Source organism: Methylopila sp. Yamaguchi (assembly GCF_002897035.1).
Taxonomy (GTDB): Bacteria; Pseudomonadota; Alphaproteobacteria; order Rhizobiales; family Methylopilaceae; genus Methylopila.
Genome location: NZ_BAUX01000005.1, coordinates 37,898 through 55,045, shown reverse-complemented (window position 1 = coordinate 55,045; position 17,148 = coordinate 37,898). Strand labels below are relative to the sequence as shown.

Annotated in this window: 16 protein-coding genes and 1 riboswitch; of the genes, 14 read left to right on the top strand and 2 right to left on the bottom strand. The window is 70.0% G+C overall.

The features are described 5' to 3' along the window. Positions 1 to 176: 176 nt before the first annotated feature. From METY_RS07365 to METY_RS07310, 12 genes are all read left to right on the top strand, one after another. The gene (locus METY_RS07365; RefSeq protein WP_103120743.1) at positions 177 to 1,574 is read left to right on the top strand and encodes a flagellar hook-length control protein FliK; all 1,398 of its coding nucleotides are present in this window, start codon (positions 177 to 179) and stop codon (positions 1,572 to 1,574) included. Positions 1,575 to 1,590: 16 nt separating this feature from the next. Further along, complete coding sequence (locus METY_RS07360) at positions 1,591 to 2,265, top strand: flagellar hook assembly protein FlgD (protein ID WP_103120742.1); 675 nt, start codon at positions 1,591 to 1,593, stop codon at positions 2,263 to 2,265. 193 nt (positions 2,266 to 2,458) lie between these two features. Then, entirely contained in the window at positions 2,459 to 3,379 is a 921-nt protein-coding gene (locus METY_RS07355; protein WP_103120741.1) for a hypothetical protein, read from the top strand. 58 nt (positions 3,380 to 3,437) lie between these two features. Then, a complete protein-coding gene (gene mnmA, locus METY_RS07350) occupies positions 3,438 to 4,625 on the top strand; it encodes a tRNA 2-thiouridine(34) synthase MnmA (protein WP_103120740.1) in 1,188 nt (395 codons plus the stop codon). After that, a complete protein-coding gene (locus tag METY_RS07345) occupies positions 4,622 to 5,263 on the top strand; it encodes a class I SAM-dependent methyltransferase (protein ID WP_103120739.1) in 642 nt (213 codons plus the stop codon). Before mnmA ends, METY_RS07345 begins: the two co-directional genes overlap by 4 nt. A gap of 110 nt (positions 5,264 to 5,373) precedes the next feature. Further along, positions 5,374 to 6,741 (top strand): ABC1 kinase family protein, encoded by a 1,368-nt coding sequence (locus METY_RS07340; RefSeq protein WP_103120738.1) that lies wholly within the window; start codon positions 5,374 to 5,376, stop codon positions 6,739 to 6,741. Positions 6,742 to 6,862: 121 nt separating this feature from the next. Continuing rightward, the gene (locus METY_RS07335; RefSeq protein ID WP_160147324.1) at positions 6,863 to 7,708 is read left to right on the top strand and encodes a phosphotransferase family protein; all 846 of its coding nucleotides are present in this window, start codon (positions 6,863 to 6,865) and stop codon (positions 7,706 to 7,708) included. A 258-nt stretch (positions 7,709 to 7,966) separates the two neighbouring features. Continuing rightward, a complete protein-coding gene (locus METY_RS07330; protein WP_103120736.1) occupies positions 7,967 to 8,251 on the top strand; it encodes an aa3-type cytochrome c oxidase subunit IV in 285 nt (94 codons plus the stop codon). 4 nt (positions 8,252 to 8,255) lie between these two features. Further along, positions 8,256 to 9,398, top strand: a complete 1,143-nt coding sequence (locus METY_RS07325; protein ID WP_103120735.1) for a Re/Si-specific NAD(P)(+) transhydrogenase subunit alpha — start codon at positions 8,256 to 8,258, stop codon at positions 9,396 to 9,398. Continuing rightward, a complete protein-coding gene (locus METY_RS07320; protein ID WP_020184318.1) occupies positions 9,398 to 9,841 on the top strand; it encodes a proton-translocating transhydrogenase family protein in 444 nt (147 codons plus the stop codon). The genes METY_RS07325 and METY_RS07320 overlap by 1 nt, the downstream gene beginning before the upstream one ends. A gap of 8 nt (positions 9,842 to 9,849) precedes the next feature. Further along, entirely contained in the window at positions 9,850 to 11,250 is a 1,401-nt protein-coding gene (locus METY_RS07315; protein WP_103120734.1) for an NAD(P)(+) transhydrogenase (Re/Si-specific) subunit beta, read from the top strand. 103 nt (positions 11,251 to 11,353) lie between these two features. Beyond that, positions 11,354 to 11,995, top strand: coding sequence for a 2,3-bisphosphoglycerate-dependent phosphoglycerate mutase (locus METY_RS07310; RefSeq protein ID WP_444849074.1), 642 nt, complete (start codon positions 11,354 to 11,356; stop codon positions 11,993 to 11,995). A 49-nt stretch (positions 11,996 to 12,044) separates the two neighbouring features. On the opposite strand, the gene METY_RS07305 is transcribed toward METY_RS07310, so the two are convergent. After that, positions 12,045 to 12,521 carry a bestrophin-like domain gene (locus METY_RS07305; protein ID WP_103120733.1) on the bottom strand — a complete coding sequence of 159 codons (477 nt, stop codon included), beginning with the start codon at positions 12,519 to 12,521 and terminating at the stop codon, positions 12,045 to 12,047. 105 nt (positions 12,522 to 12,626) lie between these two features. Next, positions 12,627 to 12,736, top strand: a riboswitch (TPP riboswitch). A gap of 81 nt (positions 12,737 to 12,817) precedes the next feature. On the opposite strand from METY_RS07305, the gene thiC reads away from it, so the two are divergent. Further along, complete coding sequence (thiC, locus tag METY_RS07300; protein ID WP_103120732.1) at positions 12,818 to 14,677, top strand: phosphomethylpyrimidine synthase ThiC; 1,860 nt, start codon at positions 12,818 to 12,820, stop codon at positions 14,675 to 14,677. Between the two features lie 222 nt (positions 14,678 to 14,899). Further along, the gene (locus METY_RS07295) at positions 14,900 to 16,117 is read left to right on the top strand and encodes a class I SAM-dependent methyltransferase (RefSeq protein ID WP_444849073.1); all 1,218 of its coding nucleotides are present in this window, start codon (positions 14,900 to 14,902) and stop codon (positions 16,115 to 16,117) included. Positions 16,118 to 16,124: 7 nt separating this feature from the next. On the opposite strand, the gene METY_RS07290 is transcribed toward METY_RS07295, so the two are convergent. Further along, complete coding sequence (locus METY_RS07290) at positions 16,125 to 16,982, bottom strand: tetratricopeptide repeat protein (RefSeq protein ID WP_103120730.1); 858 nt, start codon at positions 16,980 to 16,982, stop codon at positions 16,125 to 16,127. Positions 16,983 to 17,148 lie beyond the last annotated feature (166 nt).

Sequence of the window (17,148 nt, the reverse complement as noted above, 5' to 3'; positions counted from 1 at the left end):
CAAACTTTAACGAATTATGATCTTTGCGTTCTGCTAGTCGCCGTGCAGCGAGGGCAAAATCTTCCCACCCCGGCAGAAATCGCCGGGCTTTAGGGCGGCCAAACCCCTCATTTTCCAAGCGCTTTGGATGGCATGCCGATTGCGACCCGTGGAGCGTCCGCGTCCTGGTCCCGCTCATGCCGCATCCCGTCTCGTCCAGCTCAAGCCTCCAGGCGCCGGTCCCGCCGGCCGCGTCGGCGCGCGCCGCGCAGGCCGACGGCGACTTCGCCCAAGCGCTCGACGCGGCGAATTTCGCCGCCGCGGACGATGTCGCCGCCACCGATTCTTCTCCGACGCGAGCGCCGGTCGAACCGCGCTCGCAAGCCGCCGACGAAGAGACGGCGAAGCAGGACGAGACCGAACGGCCCGCGGCCCGCCGCGGCCAGACATTGCCGGACGTCGTGCTCGCCCTGGCGCTCGCGCCTCTCGCGGTCCCCGTGACGCCGGCGGAGGGCGAGGCGAAGGCTGAGGGCGTGGCCGCCTCGACCGCCGGCGCTCCGGCGACGATCGTTGCGGACCCGCAAGCGCTCGCTCGCGTGCAACAGCCGATCGTCGCGAGCCCGGCGACCAATCCCGCCGCGAATACTTCAAGCGAACCCAACGCGACGATCGAGGGCGTTGCGTCGCTGGTCGGGACGGCCGATCCGGACTTCGAGACCGAGCCTGGCGTCTCCAATCCGTCCAAGACCGCGCCCGACGCCGGCGCCGCGGCGGCCAAGCCGTCCGCCAGCCCGTCGGGGACGAGCGCGCATCAGGCTGCGGCCGTGGCCGTCGCCGCCGCGGCCCCGGCGACGCAGGGGGTCGTCCCGGACCCGCTCGCCCCGACGGCCCCCGAAACCCCCGTCGCGACCGCTGATCCGGCCGCGGCGACCGCCAGCGACGGCGCGTCGGCGGATGCAGGGGGAGGCGAGGAGCAAAAGGGCGCGGGCGGCCAGACCCACGGCTCCGAGGCGGCCGAGGCTGACACCCCTGCGACGCTCCAGAACAGCGGCGCGGCAGCGTCCTCGTCCTCCTCCTCCTCCGCCGTCCTATTGATCGACGCCGCGGCGGCGCGGCCCGCGCCCAGCGCCGCGACGGCCGCCCCGACCACGCCGCAGGCGACGGCCGCCTTGGCCTCGGCCGTCGTGTCGAACGCGATCGCGGCCGCGACCGCCGGCCTGAAACGCACCCGCTTCGAGGCGCAGCTCGACGGCTCCGACCTCGGCCGCATCGACGTCCGGCTCGACATCGGCCGCGGCGGCCGGGTCGGCGCGAAGCTGACCGTCGACAGCGCCGAAGCGCGCGACCTTCTGCAGAACGACGCCCGCGCGCTCCAGCGCACGCTCGAGCAGGCCGGCTTCAGGCTGCCCGAGGGAGGCTTCACCGTCGAAGTGCGCTCGGGCGGCGCGAACGCCGGCGACCCGCAGGCGCGGCGCGAGCCGGCCGGCGGCTCCCTCGACGCGAACGAGACCGACCTTCCCATCGGGCGCGACGCCGCCCCCATCGCCTATCGCCCGCTCCGCGCCGCGGCGTCGGCGCTGGACGTCCGCGTCTGAGCCGAAGGATCTTCTGATGTCGATCACCGCGACCTCCACCTCGACCTCCGGCTCCGCGAACACGTCCGTCGCGAGTTCCACGCTCGCGAGCAACTTCGACACCTTCCTGACGCTGTTGACCACGCAGCTGCAGAACCAGAACCCGCTGGACCCGCTGGACACCAACCAGTTCACCCAGCAACTCGTCCAATTCGCCGGCGTCGAGCAGCAGCTGCAGTCCAATACGACCCTGAGCGCGATCCTCAACGCGACGCAGACGGCCGGCTCCGACACCGCCGTGGGCCTCGTCGGCAAGACCGTGACGGCCGCGGGCGACACCGCCAAGCTGACGAACAACAAGGCGAGCTGGAGCCTGACCTCGGCCGAGGACGACGTCACGGCGACGGTGAAGATCCGCAATGCCGACGGCGACCTCGTCGCCACGAAGACGGTGGCGCTCGACAAGGGCACGGCGACCTTCACCTGGGACGGCAAGCAGACCGACGGCTCCGCCGCCCCGGCCGGCGACTACACCGTCACCGTCAGCAGCGTGGACAGCTCCGGCAACGGCGCGAGCGTCAGCACCGAGGTGACGGGCGTCGTCGACGGCGTCGACTTCAGCGGCGACATCCCGGTCCTGCTGATCGGCAGCCTTTCGGTTCCGCTGAGCTCGGTCACCAAGGTAAAGGCGACGACCGCCACGAACTCCTGAGCGGCCGTTCGAGAGCAGGCAAAGCGGCTGTAGGAGCGAAGCGCGCGCTCCGCTGACCTGCGCCCGGCTCCGCGCCATGAGGTCAGTTTGCGATCAAGGCTCGCGTCTCGCCTCGGACGACCTCGGCAAGACGATGAGCTTGCGCGCTCAACAGGCTCGATCAGGATGGGGAACGTCTGATAGAAGCCGGATGATGGCGAACAGGCTCAAGGCTGCGGCGCTCGCCGTCTACCACTCGACCTACGAGCCGGCGCTTGCGCTCGCGCTCGGTCGGCGGCGCATCGTCGGCTTTGAGTGCGCCGCAGCGGGCGGGCCGCCCGAAATCATGATCCATCCCCATCGCGTCGCCGGCTGCGGCCCGGCCTGCGGCTTCGATTCCGGCGAGCGCCGGCGCGTGGTCGCGCGCTACGCGCTCAAGCCGCGGGGGGAGGGCCCCCTGGACCGGACGCTCGGGCGCGCCGCCCGCCGCCTGTCGCTGACGCCGATGGCGATCGATCTCGCGCGGTTCGCCAGCGTCGCGGACTATGAGGCCGTGGTGAAGCGCCGCTCGTCGCGGACGCTGCCGAAGATCCGCAAGGCCGGCAAGATGGGCTACGCGGCCGAGCGCTTCTCCGTCCACGCCCACGTCTACGACATTCACGCCGTGCGCACCTCGCTGCGCACCCGCGCCGCCGGTCCTGTGCTCGACTACTGGTTCCTGAAGCCCGAGGACGTCGCGAAGCCGGCCGCCCGGCCCGCGACCTGGCGCATGCCGAAATGCTCACGGCACTGGACGTTGTGGTGGGGCGTGTTCCTGCCCGAGCCGGGGCACGTTCAGGGCAGGGTGCAGGTCGACCGCAGGCTCGTCGCCTACATGAAGCTGATGCGCATCGGCGACGTGCTGCACTACACCGACCTGATGGGCCACGGCGAGCACCTCGGCCACGGCGTCATGAACCTGCTGCACGACGCCATTATCCGCTGGCTGATCGAGAGCGAGGAGCCGCTCGTGGAGGGCGTGCGCGTCGTGCTTTACGGCGCGGCCGAGCATGGCGGGGAAGGGCTCCTTACATGGAAGAAACGGGCTGGCTTCGAGCCGATCCGCCTCATCCTCGCGCCGGCGCCGGACAGTTGAGCCGACGCTGCGCTTTCGCGACAGCGCCGCGCGGAGTAAAGACCTGCCGCAACGCATCATGGCTGGACACGCCTTGACCCCGACCATCGATCTCGATCTGCCCGGCGCGCCCGCCGACACGCGCGTCGTGGTCGCCATGTCCGGCGGCGTCGACTCCTCCGTCGTGGCGGGGCTGCTGGCGCGCAGCGGCTACGACGTCGTAGGCGTCACGCTGCAGCTCTACGACCACGGCGCCGCGACCGCCCGCAAGGGCGCCTGCTGCGCGGGCCAGGACATCCACGACGCTCGCCGCGTCGCGGAGACGCTCGGCATCCCCCATTACGTGCTCGACTACGAGCAGCGGTTTCGCGAGGCGGTGATCGACCCCTTCGCCGCGAGCTACCTTGCCGGCGAGACGCCTATCCCCTGCGTCGCCTGCAACCAGACCGTCAAGTTCGTCGACCTGCTGCAGACCGCGAAGGATCTCGGCGCCGCAGCCCTCGCCACCGGACACTACGTCGCCTCGCGCGCTCTGCCGGGCGGCGGCCGCGGGCTCTATCGCCCCGCCGACGCCGACCGCGACCAGACCTACTTCCTTTACGGCACGACGCCGGAACAGCTGTCGCTGCTGCGCTTCCCGCTCGGCGGCCTGCCAAAGCCCGCGGTGCGCGAGGTCGCGCGTGAACTCGGGCTGATCGTGGCCGACAAGCCCGACAGCCAGGACATCTGCTTCGTGCCGAGCGGCCGCTATGCCGACATGATCGAGAAGCTGAAGCCCGGCGCCGCCGAGCCCGGTCCGGTGGTGCACATCGACGGCCGCCGGCTGGGGACCCACGAGGGCGTGCTCCGCTACACGGTCGGCCAGCGGCGCGGCCTGAATCTTTCGGTCGGCGAGCCGCTCTACGTGGTGCGCATCGACGCCGCGGCGAAGACCTTGGTCGTCGGCCCGCGCGAGGCGCTGGAGACGCGGACGATCCGCCTGCGCAGCCTGAACTGGCTCGGCGACGGCGCCTTCGAGGACGTCGCGGGCCTTGCCGTCCGCGCCCGCGTGCGCTCGACGCGGCCCGCGGTCCCCGCGCGGCTCACGGCGCTTGGGCCGGGCGAGGCCGAGGTGGAGCTGCTCGACGGCGAGAGCGGCGTCGCGCCGGGGCAGGCCTGCGTGTTCTACGACGAGGCGACCGGCGAGCGGGTGCTCGGCGGCGGGATCGTTCGGCCCCAGCCGCGCGTTCCCGCGCCGAACGAAGCGGCGAGCGAGGCGATGCGGTGAGCGTCCAGTACGATCTGGAAGGACAGAAGAAGGCCTACGAGATCTGGGCCAAGTTCTACGACAAGGTTTATGTGCGGTTTCTGGCCGACGGCCAGAAGAAGGCCGCCGCCGCCGCCGCGGCCTGCGGTCCCGACATCCTCGAGGTCGGCGTCGGCACCGGCCTCGTGCTGCGCTATTACCCCGCGAGCTCGCGCGTGGTCGGCGTGGACCTCTCCGAGCACATGCTCGCCAAGGCGCGCGAGAAGGTCGTGGCGCAGGGCCTCACCCAGGTCCGCGGGCTCTCCGTCATGGACGCCTGCAACCTCGGCCTGCCCGACGCCGTCTTCGACGCCGTCACCGTGCCTTTCGTCATCACGCTGGTGCCGAACCCCGAGGCCGCGCTCTCGGAGATGCGGCGCGTGCTGAAGCCCGGAGGCGAGATCATCGTCGCCTCCAAGATGGGCGCCGAGGACGGCCCGCTCATGAAGATCGAGGCGGCGCTCGCCCCGATTGTCAAGACGGTCGGCTGGTCCACCGACTTCAAGGTCTCGCGCCTCGACGCTTGGGCCGCGACCACGCCCGACATGAGCGTCGTCGAGGTGACGTCGATCTTCCCCGCGCCGTTCTTCAAGATGATCCGGATCAAGCGGGCGGGGTAATTTCGGCGGAAGAGCGCGAAAGCCGCGCGGCATTTTCGTCGTTCGGCTTGGGAACCCCGGGTGGCGGGCCCACGTAAGCTTCGACACCCCGCCGAACCGAAAGTCCCCTTATGCCGCCATCCGATCGCGATCTCGAACGCAACCGCTTCGCCGCCCGCGCCTCGCGCTATGCGCGGGTCGGCGTCAACGTCGGCGGGGTGGCGGCGCGGATCGCGGGCTCGCAGCTTCTCGGCCGCGCGACGGGGCGGGCCGACCGGGCGGCGGACCTGCGCGCGGCGCTCGGCGGCCTGAAGGGGCCGATCATGAAGGTGGCGCAGCTGCTCGCCACCATTCCCGACGCCCTCCCGCCGGAGTACGCCGAGGAGCTGTCGCAGCTCCAGTCCGACGCCCCGCCGATGGGCTACGCCTTCGTGAAGCGCCGGATGGCGGCGGAGCTCGGGCCGGACTGGCAGGCGAAGTTCGGATCGTTCGAGAAGGAGCCCGCGGCTGCGGCGTCGCTCGGGCAGGTTCACCGCGCGACCTCTCAGGGCGGAGAACGGCTGGCGGTGAAGCTGCAGTACCCGGACATGGCGTCGGCGGTCGAGGCGGACCTCGGTCAGCTGTCGCTGCTGTTCGACCTGCGCCGGCGCTTCGACAGCGCGATCGACACCTCCGAGATCGTCGAGGAGATCGGCGCCCGGATTCGCGAGGAGCTGGACTACCGCCGCGAGGCCAAGCACGCCGCGCTCTACGGCGTCATGCTGCAGGACACGCCGGAGGTGCGCGTGCCGGGCGTCTGGAACGAGCTCTCGACCGGCCGTCTCCTGACGCTCGACTGGCTGGAGGGACGGCGCCTGCTGGTCCACAAGGAGGCCCCGCTCGAGATCCGCAACCGGCTCGCCGTCGCCATGTTCAGGGCGTGGTGGCGTCCGTTCTCGCGCTATGGCGTGATCCACGGCGACCCGCACCTCGGCAATTACGCGGCCTTCGACGAGGGTGGCGAGCCGCAGGGCGTGAACCTGCTGGACTATGGCTGCATCCGCATCTTCCCGCCCGCCTTCGTCGGCGGCGTCGTGGACCTTTACGAGGGCCTGCGCGACGGCGACGACGCGCGGGTGGTTCACGCCTACGAGACCTGGGGGTTCCGCGGCCTGAAGCAGGAGCTGATCGAGGTTCTCAACATCTGGGCGCGCTTCATCTACGGCCCCCTGCTCGACGACCGCGTGCGGACCATCGCCGACGGCGTGTCGCCTGGCGCCTATGGCCGCGCCGAAGCCTCCCGCGTGCACCAGGAGCTGAAGCGCAAGGGCCCGATCCGCATCCCGCGCGAGTTCGTCTTCATGGATCGTGCGGCAATCGGGCTCGGCGGCGTGTTCCTGCACCTCCAGGCCGAACTCAACTTCCGCCGCCTGTTCGAGGAGACGATCGCGGACTTCACGGTCGAGCGGGTCGAGGCCCGGCAGGCCGAAGCCAAAGCGGCCGCTGGCCTTTTGGGCTGAGGGGTCTCTACTCCGCGCTGTCGCGCTTCGGCCCGAGAGGCTATCGTCCGCGCCTCTGCCACACGGCCCCGGCGCGTCTCAGGAGGCGCGCCGGCGGGAGGCTCGGCGACAACCGGGAGATTTGGATCTGTCTGAGTGGTTCGGGCGGCGCGGAGGCCAGACCCGTCTGGAGATCGGGCGCGGCACCCAGGCCGTCATTTATCGGCTGCCGGACGGGCGGATCGAGAAGGCGTTTCACGACGACGTGCCCGACGACCTGATCGAGCGCGAGCGCCGCAACGCGCGGCTGGCGTATGAGGCAGGCGTCCCGACCTGGCGCGTCGACGAGCCGGCCGGCCCGTCAGCCGGGCGCTCGGTTGTCGGGTCGTTCGAAGCTGGGCGGCCGCTTTCCAGCACCCTGCGGTGGCGGCCCCACCGCGCCTTGCCGCTCATCCGCCGCATGGCGCGTCTGCACGCGCAGATCCATGCCACGCCACCGGACGCCAGGTTCGACAAGAAGAGCGTGTCGGCCGAGGGGGCCCTGAGGAGGCTGCGCCGGCTCGCGCCGGAGGCCGACTTCGACCGCGTGCCGCAGCTGATCGGGGCGTCCGAGCGCGGTTTCTGCCACGGCGATCTTTCGCCCTCGAACGTGCTGTGGGACGGCCAGCGGCTGCTCGTGCTCGACTGGGCCCGGTCCGGCTTCGGGGCCCTGACCGCGGACGCCGGCCGCACCGCCGCGATCATCTTCTCGTCGCGGCGGATCGGCACGCCGGCGCCGGCGCCGCTGGGGCGCGCCTACCGCCGGCTGCTCGCGACCGAGTACATGGCGGCCTATTGCGCGGAGACCGGCCGGTCGCTCGACGAGGTGCGCGCCTGGGCGGCCGTGTTTCTGGAGTCGAAGGCGACCTCGGCGCCGTATGTCGCACGGCGCGCGGGGCTCACCGCCGAAATCGTCCGCCTCGTCCAGCCCGCCGCCGCAGGGCGCTGACGCGGCGACGACCCAGAGCTCCGACAGCCTTACTTTCGCCGCTCGGACGCAGCCGCCGCGCGAGGCCTGCGTTTCGGCTCACGCGAGCCGAGCCGGGAGGCGGGCGCGCGCTAGACCGCCTGGGTTATCAAGGGTTCAGCAGGGCTAAAAGCTGTTGGTATTTGGCATGCCAGGCGCTGAAAGGGAATTGCCTCCCCCCCGCGTTTCCGCTAAGCCGAAGCTTCAAGCGCCGATTAGAACGCACAAAGGGACTTTATCATGGCCGGAACCACGGAATACGCGACCGCGACAGGCAACGACTACGCGGAGCACGAGCGGACCTACGCCGCGGTCATGAAGATGTCCAAGGTCGGCACGGCGATGGTCGTGCTGGTCGTGATCTCGCTGGCGATCGGCGGCGTCACCGGCCCGTGGTGGCTGTGCGGCCTCGGCATCGTGCTCTCGATCGTCGGCGGCGTGATCGGCGCCGTGTCCCAGAAGGGCACCATCATCCCGATCGCCGTCGCGGCGCTTGTGGTCGTGGCGCTCTGGTACGTCGTCTGACCCCATGAAAATCGCAGTCGCGAAAGAAACCGACGCGGCGGAGCCGCGGGTCGCGCTGACGCCTGACGTCGTCAAGAAGCTGAAGGGCCTCGGGGCCGACATCAGCATCGAGACGGGCGCGGGCGTGGCGTCCGGCGTCACCGACGCCGCCTATGAAGAGGCGGGCGCGCAGATCGCCGCCTCGCGCGCCGACGCCCTGAGCGGCGCCGACGTGTTGCTCACCGTCCGCCGGCCGTCCCCTGAGAGTCTCGCGGGGCTGAAGCCCGGCGCGCTCGTCATCGGCACGATGGACCCCTACGGCCAGGCCGACGCCATCGCGGCGCTCGCCACCGCCAACGTCTCCGCCTTCGCCATGGAGCTGATGCCCCGCATCACCCGCGCGCAGGTGATGGACGTGCTGTCCAGCCAGGCGAACCTCGCGGGCTACCGCGCGGTGATCGACGCCGCGGCGGAGTTCGGCCGCGCCATGCCGCAGATGATGACCGCCGCCGGCACGGTTCCGCCGGCCCGGGCCTTCGTCATGGGCGCGGGCGTCGCGGGCCTGCAGGCCATCGCCACCGCCCGCCGCCTCGGCGCCGTGGTCTCGGCGACCGACGTCCGTCCGGCGGCCAAGGAGCAGGTCGCCTCGCTCGGCGCCAAGTTCATCGCGGTCGAGGACGACGAGTTCAAGCAGGCCGAGACCGCGGCCGGCTACGCCAAGCCGATGTCGGCCGAGTACCAGGCCAAGCAGGCCGAGCTCGTGGCCGCGCACATCGCCAAGCAGGACATCGTCATCACCACCGCGCTCATCCCGGGTCGTTCGGCCCCGCGGCTGGTGACGGCGGCGATGGTCAAGTCGATGAAGCCCGGCTCGGTGATCGTGGACCTCGCGGTCGAGCGCGGCGGCAACGTCGAAGGCGCGGTCCCCGGGCAGGTCGTCGAGATCGACGGCGTCAAGATCGTCGGGCATCTCAACGTTCCCGGCCGTCTCGCCGCCTCGTCCTCGGCGCTCTACGCCAAGAACCTGTCGTCCTTCCTGGAGACCCTGATCTCCAAGGAGACCAAGGAGCTCGCCGTCAACTGGGACGACGAACTCGTCAAGGCGACCGCTCTGACCCGCGACGGCGCCGTCATCCATCCGATTGCAAAACCGGCGGAGGCGAACTGATGGCCGTCCTGTCTCCTGAAGAGGCCGCGGACCGCGCGCAGGCCGCGGCCGACGCCGCCCGTGACGCGGCGGCCGCCGCCCAGGGCTACGCCGACCAGATCGCCGACGCCGCCGGCGCGGCGCTCCACGGCGCCTCCGGCGGGGTGATCGACCCCTTCGTCTTCCGGCTCGCGATCTTCGTGCTCGCGGTGTTCGTCGGCTACTACGTGGTGTGGAGCGTGACGCCCGCGCTGCACACGCCGCTGATGGCGGTCACCAACGCCATTTCGTCCGTGATCGTCGTCGGCGCGCTGCTCGCGGTCGGCGTCGATCTCGCCGGCGGCTCCGGCCCGTGGTGGGCTCGCGGCTTCGGCTTCGTCGCCCTCGTGCTCGCCTCGATCAACATCTTCGGCGGGTTCCTCGTCACCCAGCGCATGCTCGGCATGTACAAGAAGAAGGGCTGACGGGACCGATGACCGACCTCGTCCAGATCCTCTACCTCATCGCCGGCGTCCTCTTCATCCTGTCGCTGCAGGGGCTTTCGAGCCCGGCGACCTCGCGCCGCGGCAACGCCATGGGCATCGCGGGCATGACGCTCGCGATCCTGACCACCCTGTTCGTCTCTCCGCCTCACGGCGTCGGCGGCTGGGTCCTCGTGATCGCCGGCCTCGGCGTCGGCGGCGCGGTCGGCGCGGTGACCGCGAAGCGCATCGCCATGACCGCGATGCCGCAGCTCGTCGCCGCGTTCCACTCGCTCGTCGGCCTCGCCGCCGTTCTGGTGGCCGCCGCGGCGCTCTATGCGCCCGACGCCTTCGGCATCGGGATCCCGGGCGCGATCCACGGCCAGTCGCTCGTGGAGATGGCGCTTGGCGTGGCGATCGGCGCGATCACCTTCACCGGCTCGCTGATCGCCTTCGCCAAGCTCGACGGACGCATGTCCGGCGCGCCGATCATGCTGCCCATGCGGCACCTGATCAACGCCGGCCTCGCGGCCCTGATCATCGTGTTGGCGATCATCTTCGTCCTGACCGAGAGCCATTTCGTGTTCTGGCTCATCGTGCTGGCCTCGCTCGCCTTCGGCTTCCTGATCATCATCCCGATCGGCGGCGCGGACATGCCGGTCGTCGTCTCGATGCTCAACAGCTACTCTGGCTGGGCCGCGGCCGGCATCGGCTTCACGCTCGGCAACCTCGCGCTGATCATCACCGGCGCGCTGGTCGGCTCGTCGGGCGCGATCCTGTCCTACATCATGTGCAAGGGCATGAACCGGAGCTTTATCTCCGTCATCCTCGGCGGCTTCGGCGGCGACGCCGCGGCGGCCGGCGGAGCGGCGGGCGCGGCTGAGCAGCGCCCGGTGAAGCAGGGCGCTGCCGAGGACGCGGCCTACATCATGAAGAACGCGTCCAAGGTCATCATCGTGCCGGGCTACGGCATGGCGGTGGCGCAGGCCCAGCACGCGCTGCGCGAGATGTGCGACAAGCTCAAGGAGGAGGGCGTCGAGGTCAAATACGCCATCCATCCGGTCGCGGGCCGCATGCCGGGCCACATGAACGTGCTGCTCGCGGAAGCGCAGGTGCCCTACGACGAGGTGTTCGAGCTCGACGAGATCAACTCGGAGTTCTCGGGGGCGGACGTCGCCTTCGTCATCGGCGCCAACGACGTCACCAATCCGGCGGCCAAGACCGACAAGACCTCGGCGATCTACGGCATGCCGATCCTCGACGTCGAAAAGGCCGGCACCGTGCTCTTCATCAAGCGCGGCATGGCGGCGGGCTACGCCGGCGTGGAGAACGAGCTGTTCTTCCGCGACAACACCATGATGCTGTTCGGCGACGCGAAGAAGATGACCGAGAGCATCGTCAAGAGCCTTTGAGCCGCAACGACGATGCGACCATGCGTGAAGGCCGGGCCATGCGCCCGGCCTTTTCGTTCGTGCGATGCTGCGCCGACACCTCCGAAACGGCATGACGCTTCCGATGATCACTGACCTCTCCCGCAGTCTCGTCCTCATCCGGCACGGACAGAGCGAGGACAACGAACAGGACCTGTTTTCGGGTCTCCGCGACCCCGCGCTTACCGTTCGCGGCGAGGAGGAGGCGCGGGCCGCAGGGCGCGAACTCGCGCGGCTGGGGTTCCGCTTCACGCACGCCTTCACCAGCGTGCTGACGCGGGCCGGCCGGACGATGGAGCTGATCCTGGCGGAGCTCGGCCAGTCCGACCTGCCGGTGGTTCGGAATTCCGCGCTCAACGAGCGCGACTACGGAGCGCTCGCGGGCCTCAACAAGACGCAGGCGCGCGAGCGTTTCGGGCCTGAGCGGGTCAGGATCTGGCGCAAGTCCTACGACGCGGTTCCGCAAGGCGGGGAGAGCCTGGCCATGACGGCCGCGCGCGTCTGGCCATTCTACGCGCGCGCCATCGCCCCGGCCGTGCGCGCTGGAGGCTGCGTGCTGCTGGTGGGACACGGCAACGCGCTGCGCTCGATGCTCATGCGGCTCGACGGCATCGATCCGGAGGCGATCGAGGACGTGAACATCGGGACGGCGCAGATCCTCGTCTACACGCTGGCCGAGGACGGCGAGCGGCTGGTGAAGGCGACGGAGCTTTCCGGGGCCCGCTGAGCGCCTCGGGGGACGAGCGACGTCGCGCGTCTCACCGCGTTCGTCGACCTCACCGGCGGATATGCGCGAGCGCCGTCTCCATCGCGCTCGACGACACGCGGATGGAGCCGCTGAACGGGGAGTCCATGTCGAGGATGAGGAACAAAGCGCTGGATACCAGCGCCGCCCCAACCATCAGCGCCGAGATCACGACGGCGTTCGCCGGGGCGCGGTAGCTGAAGCTTGCGAAGATCAGCGTCAGCCACGCCAGACCGTAGGCCCGCAAGGTGCGGTCGAGCAGGATCAGCTCGGTCGCGAACGAGTGGACGTTGTGGTCGATGGCGTCGAACGCCGTCTTCGACGAGTTGATGAGCAGGCCGAGCACCAGCGACGTCATCACCACGAAGATGTTCGCGGTGAGCCGCACCACGTTGTGCGTCTCCTCGTTCCGGTGGCGCTCAGGCAGGCGCGGATGGAAGGCCAGGCAGCCGAACGACGCGAGGACGAGGCCGAGAAAGGTCGCCAAGGCGACAAGGTGCTCGATCATTCCGGGTACGCCAGATTGGGGGCCCGCGATCGCCGGCCTCTCGTCACGGTCACGCTAGCAGCGACGGCGACCTCTCGACATCCCCGTCGGCCGCTTCTAACCTCTCTCCATTCCGAGGGGCGTCCCGCTGCGATGCGGGGCTGAGATGGCCAGAGGCCGATCCCTTTGAACCTGATCCGGGTCATGCCGGCGAAGGGACGGGAACCGATAAGCCTAAGGGCCGCCGCGCCCGGGCTCTCCCTGACAATCGTCAGAATCCGGATCTCCCAACGAGAAACGCTCGAGGAGATTCCCCAATGAACGTCCACATCCCCCCGAAAGACGCGAAAGCCGCGCCGACCAGCGTCACCACCGGGCCGATCTTCGGCTCGCGCAAGGTCTACGCCTCGCCGAAGTCGCACCCCCAACTGAGGGTCCCGTTCCGCGAGATTGCGCTCAGCGATCCGAACGAGCCGCCGGTGCGTGTCTACGATCCGTCCGGCCCCTACACCGAGGACGACGTCGCGGTCGATCTCGCGGCCGGCCTGCCGCCGGTGCGCGAGAGCTGGATCGCCGCCCGCGGCTATCCGGTTGTGCCCGGCCGCGCCGTGAAGCCGGAAGACAACGGCCACGTCCCCGCCGATCGGCTGGTGGCGCCCTGTCCCGCGACGCGCGCGATCCGGGAGGCCTCGGCCGGCCAGCTCGTCACCCAGTACGAGTTCGCGAGGGCCGGCATCGTCACCGAGGAGATGGTCTACGTCGCCTTCCGCGAGAACCTCGCCCGCGAGCAGGCGCCGGAGGGCGCCGCCCTGCGGCGGGGCGATGGCGAGGACTTCGGCGCGGAGATCCCCGCCTTCGTGACGCCCGAGTTCGTGCGGTCCGAGGTCGCGCGGGGGAGGGCGATCATCCCGGCGAACATTAACCACGTCGAGCTGGAGCCGATGGCGATCGGCCGGAACTTCCTGGTCAAGGTCAACGCCAACATCGGCAACTCGGCGGTGACCTCCGGCGCGGCGGAGGAGGTCGAGAAGCTGGTCTGGGCGCTCCGCTGGGGCGCGGACACGGTGATGGACCTCTCCACCGGCCGCAACATCCACAACATCCGCTCCTGGATCCTTCGCAACGCGCCCGCGCCGATCGGCACGGTGCCGATCTACCAGGCGCTCGAGAAGGTCGACGGCGATCCGCTGAAGCTCGACTGGGAGGTGTTCAAGGACACGCTGATCGAGCAGGCCGAGCAGGGCGTCGACTACTTCACCATCCACGCCGGCGTGCGGCTGGCGCATGTGCCGCTGACGGCGGATCGCGTCACCGGCATCGTCTCCCGCGGCGGCTCGATCATGGCGCGCTGGTGCCTCGCCGGGCACCGCGAGAGCTTCCTCTACGAGCGCTTTGGCGACATCTGCGACATCATGCGGAAGTACGACGTGTCGTTCTCGCTCGGCGACGGCCTGCGGCCAGGCTCGATCGCCGACGCCAACGACGCCGCGCAGTTCGCGGAGCTGGAGACGCTCGGCGAACTTACGCAGGTCGCCTGGGGCAAGGGCTGCCAGGTCATGATCGAGGGCCCCGGCCATGTGCCGATGCACAAGATCAAGGCCAACATGGACAAGCAGCTCAAGGTCTGCGGCGAGGCGCCGTTCTACACGCTCGGGCCGCTCACCACCGACATCGCGCCGGGCTACGACCACATCACCTCCGGAATCGGCGCCGCGATGATCGGCTGGTTCGGCACGGCGATGCTCTGCTACGTCACCCCGAAGGAGCATCTGGGGCTGCCGAACCGCGACGACGTCAAGACCGGCGTCATCACCTACCGGATCGCGGCCCATGCGGCCGACCTCGCCAAGGGCCACCCCGCGGCCAAGATCCGGGACGACGCGGTCAGTCGGGCGCGCTTCGACTTCCGCTGGGAGGACCAGTTCAACCTCTCGTTGGACCCCGACACCGCGCGGGCCTTCCACGACGAGACCTTGCCCAAGGACGCGCACAAGGTGGCGCACTTCTGCTCAATGTGCGGGCCGAAGTTCTGCTCGATGAAGATCACGCAGGACCTGCGCGCGGAGGTGAGAGCCCAGAACGTGACGTTCGACGCCGAGGCCGGGATGAAGGCGAAGTCCGCGGAGTTCCTGGCGCAAGGCGGCGCGCTTTACGTCGCCGCGCCCGCGATCCCTTGAGTTTCTTGGCAGGAAAGCTTTTCGCCTGACGCATAGCCGGCGCCCGCGCATCGAGGGGCTCGCCCTCTGGCGCGCGGACGCCGCCGTCCTGCACGATGAGACCATGGTTTTCCCGAGCGTTTCCGGACGTCTGGCCCGGTGTTTGCTCTCCGAAGGCCGTCGTCTTGCGTGTGCGGGAGCATGCTTATGGAGTCGTTGCTTGCAGGCATCTTGAGACGCATCGTGAGCCGCGGCCGACTGTCGGTCGTCATGGCCTCCGGCGCGCGTCACGTCTTCGGCGACGGCTCAGGGCCGCCGGTCGCCCTCCGCTTCGCCGATCGCGGCGCGCAGTGGGCCTTCGCGCTCGACCCCCATCTGAAGGTGGGCGAGCTGTTCATGGACGGCCGGCTGCTCGTCGAAGAGGGCGACATCTATCAGGCGCTGGATCTGCTGCTGGGCGAACTCAAGGGCAAGCCCGAGCCGCTCCCGGTACGGCTGTTGCACAAGGTGCGGTTCGCGCTTCGGCGCTTCGCGCAACGCAACGGCCTGACCCGCTCCCGTCAGAACGTGGCGCACCACTACGACCTCGACGGTCGGCTCTACGACCTCTTCCTCGACGACGACCGCCAGTACTCCTGCGCCTACTACGACCGGGACGGCCTGACGCTGGACGAGGCGCAGGCGGCCAAGCGCCGCCACATCGCGGCGAAGCTCGTGATCCGCGGCGGGGAGCGCGTGCTGGACATCGGCTCGGGCTGGGGCGGGCTCGGGCTCTATCTCGCCGGCGTCGCCGGGGCCCGCGAGGTGCTGGGCGTCACACTGTCGGAGGAGCAGCTCGCGGGCGCCCGTCGGCGCGCGGAGGAGGGCGGGCTGTCCGACCGGGTGCGTTTCGAGCTGCGCGATTACCGCACCCTGGAAGGCGCCTTCGACCGCATCGTCTCGGTCGGCATGTTCGAGCATGTCGGCGTGACGCAGTACCGGACCTTCTTTGAGAAGGCGCGCGACCTGCTCGCGCCTGACGGCGTGATGCTGCTTCACACCATCGGGCTCTCGGACGGCCCCTGGTTCACCAACCCCTGGATCGACAAGTACATCTTCCCCGGCGGCGCCTTGCCGGCGCTGTCGGAGATGCTGCCGTTGATCGAAAAGGCCGGGCTGGTGGTCACCGACGTCGAGGTGCTGCGCCTGCACTACGCCTTCACGCTGCGCGACTGGCGCGCGCGGTTCCTGGCCCGGCGCGAGGAGGCGGCGCGGCTCTACGACGAGCGCTTCTGCCGGATGTGGGAATTCTATCTCGCGGCCTGCGAGGCGGCGTTCCGCCACCAAGGCGCGGTGGTGTTCCAGCTGCAGCTCGCGCGCAGGCAGGAGGCGGTTCCGCTGACGCGCGGTTACATCGAGATGACGGAAGCCGCGCTCGAACGGAAGGAGCGCTGCGGCGGCCTCGCGGCCGCCGCGGAGTGAGCCGCGTTCAGCCTTCGGAGTAGGTTACGCCGGCCTTGCCGCCGACGCGGCGGAAGCCCTCGGTGGCGCGCTTGTCGTTGCGGTCGATCTGCAGCGCCTGAGCGAACGACGCGCGGGCGCGCGGCAGGTCGTTCTTGCGCTCGAAGGCCAGCGCGCGGCCGATCCAGGCGTCGATGTACTTGGGGTTCAGCGTGCGGGCGGTGTCAAAATCGTCGAGCCCCGCGTCCGGGTCGTTGGTCGCGAGATAGCTCATGCCGCGGCCGACGTAGGGCTCGGCCGCCGTCACCGCGATGGCCGTCGCCTTGGTGAAGTCGTCGATCGCGCCGTCGTGGTTGCCCTGCGCCTGATGGATCAGGCCTCGGTTGTGCCAGGCTTGGGCGTTGTTCGGATCGAGCTCGATCGCGCGCTGAAAATCGCCGAGCGCCTGCTCCATGCGGCCGGAGGAGCGGTAGAGATTGCCGCGGCCCACATAGGCCGGGCTGTAGCTCGGATCGGCCTGGATCGCGCGGTCGTAGTCGGCCAAGGCCTCGCCGGTCTTGTTCAGCGAACGGTAGGCCAGCGCGCGGTTGGCGTAGGCCTTGGCGAAACCGCCGTTGATGCGGACGGCCTGGCTGAAGTCGGCGATGGCGTTGTCGTACTGGCCGAGCCGGGCGTAGGCCGAGCCGCGCATGTTCCAGGCTTCAGGGTCGCTCGGGTTCTGCTGAACGACCTGGCTGAGGGAGCCGAGGTCGGACTGGCGGGCCGCATAGGCGTCCGGATCGAGCGACGCGCCCGAGCCCACCGTGTCGCAGGCGGCGAGCGAAAGAGCGAGCAGGCTCGCCGCCCCCGCGCGAAGAAGAAAGCTCGAGTCGACTCTAAGCCGCATGTCCCCACCACCTTACCGCTGGACGCCCAAGGCTCGCCAATCACAGGCGGATTGCGGCGAGATTGCGGATCCGACGCCGCAGTGCCGCCGCTTATCGCCGATGTGTTGCGGCCAAAGCGCAAAAACGCCCGCCGGTCTTGGATCCCGCGGGCGTTTCACGCTCGTT

Coding starts and splice junctions, on each gene's coding strand:
- METY_RS07305 (WP_103120733.1), bottom strand. CDS start 12,521: ATGATCGAGCACCTTGTCGCCTTGGCGACCTTTCTCGGCCTCGTCCTC.
- METY_RS07315 (WP_103120734.1), top strand. CDS start 9,850: ATGACCGACCTCGTCCAGATCCTCTACCTCATCGCCGGCGTCCTCTTC.
- METY_RS07355 (WP_103120741.1), top strand. CDS start 2,459: ATGGCGAACAGGCTCAAGGCTGCGGCGCTCGCCGTCTACCACTCGACC.
- METY_RS07325 (WP_103120735.1), top strand. CDS start 8,256: ATGAAAATCGCAGTCGCGAAAGAAACCGACGCGGCGGAGCCGCGGGTC.
- METY_RS07290 (WP_103120730.1), bottom strand. CDS start 16,982: ATGCGGCTTAGAGTCGACTCGAGCTTTCTTCTTCGCGCGGGGGCGGCG.
- METY_RS07340 (WP_103120738.1), top strand. CDS start 5,374: ATGCCGCCATCCGATCGCGATCTCGAACGCAACCGCTTCGCCGCCCGC.
- METY_RS07310 (WP_444849074.1), top strand. CDS start 11,354: ATGATCACTGACCTCTCCCGCAGTCTCGTCCTCATCCGGCACGGACAG.
- thiC (WP_103120732.1), top strand. CDS start 12,818: ATGAACGTCCACATCCCCCCGAAAGACGCGAAAGCCGCGCCGACCAGC.
- mnmA (WP_103120740.1), top strand. CDS start 3,438: ATGGCTGGACACGCCTTGACCCCGACCATCGATCTCGATCTGCCCGGC.
- METY_RS07320 (WP_020184318.1), top strand. CDS start 9,398: ATGGCCGTCCTGTCTCCTGAAGAGGCCGCGGACCGCGCGCAGGCCGCG.
- METY_RS07360 (WP_103120742.1), top strand. CDS start 1,591: ATGTCGATCACCGCGACCTCCACCTCGACCTCCGGCTCCGCGAACACG.
- METY_RS07365 (WP_103120743.1), top strand. CDS start 177: ATGCCGCATCCCGTCTCGTCCAGCTCAAGCCTCCAGGCGCCGGTCCCG.
- METY_RS07330 (WP_103120736.1), top strand. CDS start 7,967: ATGGCCGGAACCACGGAATACGCGACCGCGACAGGCAACGACTACGCG.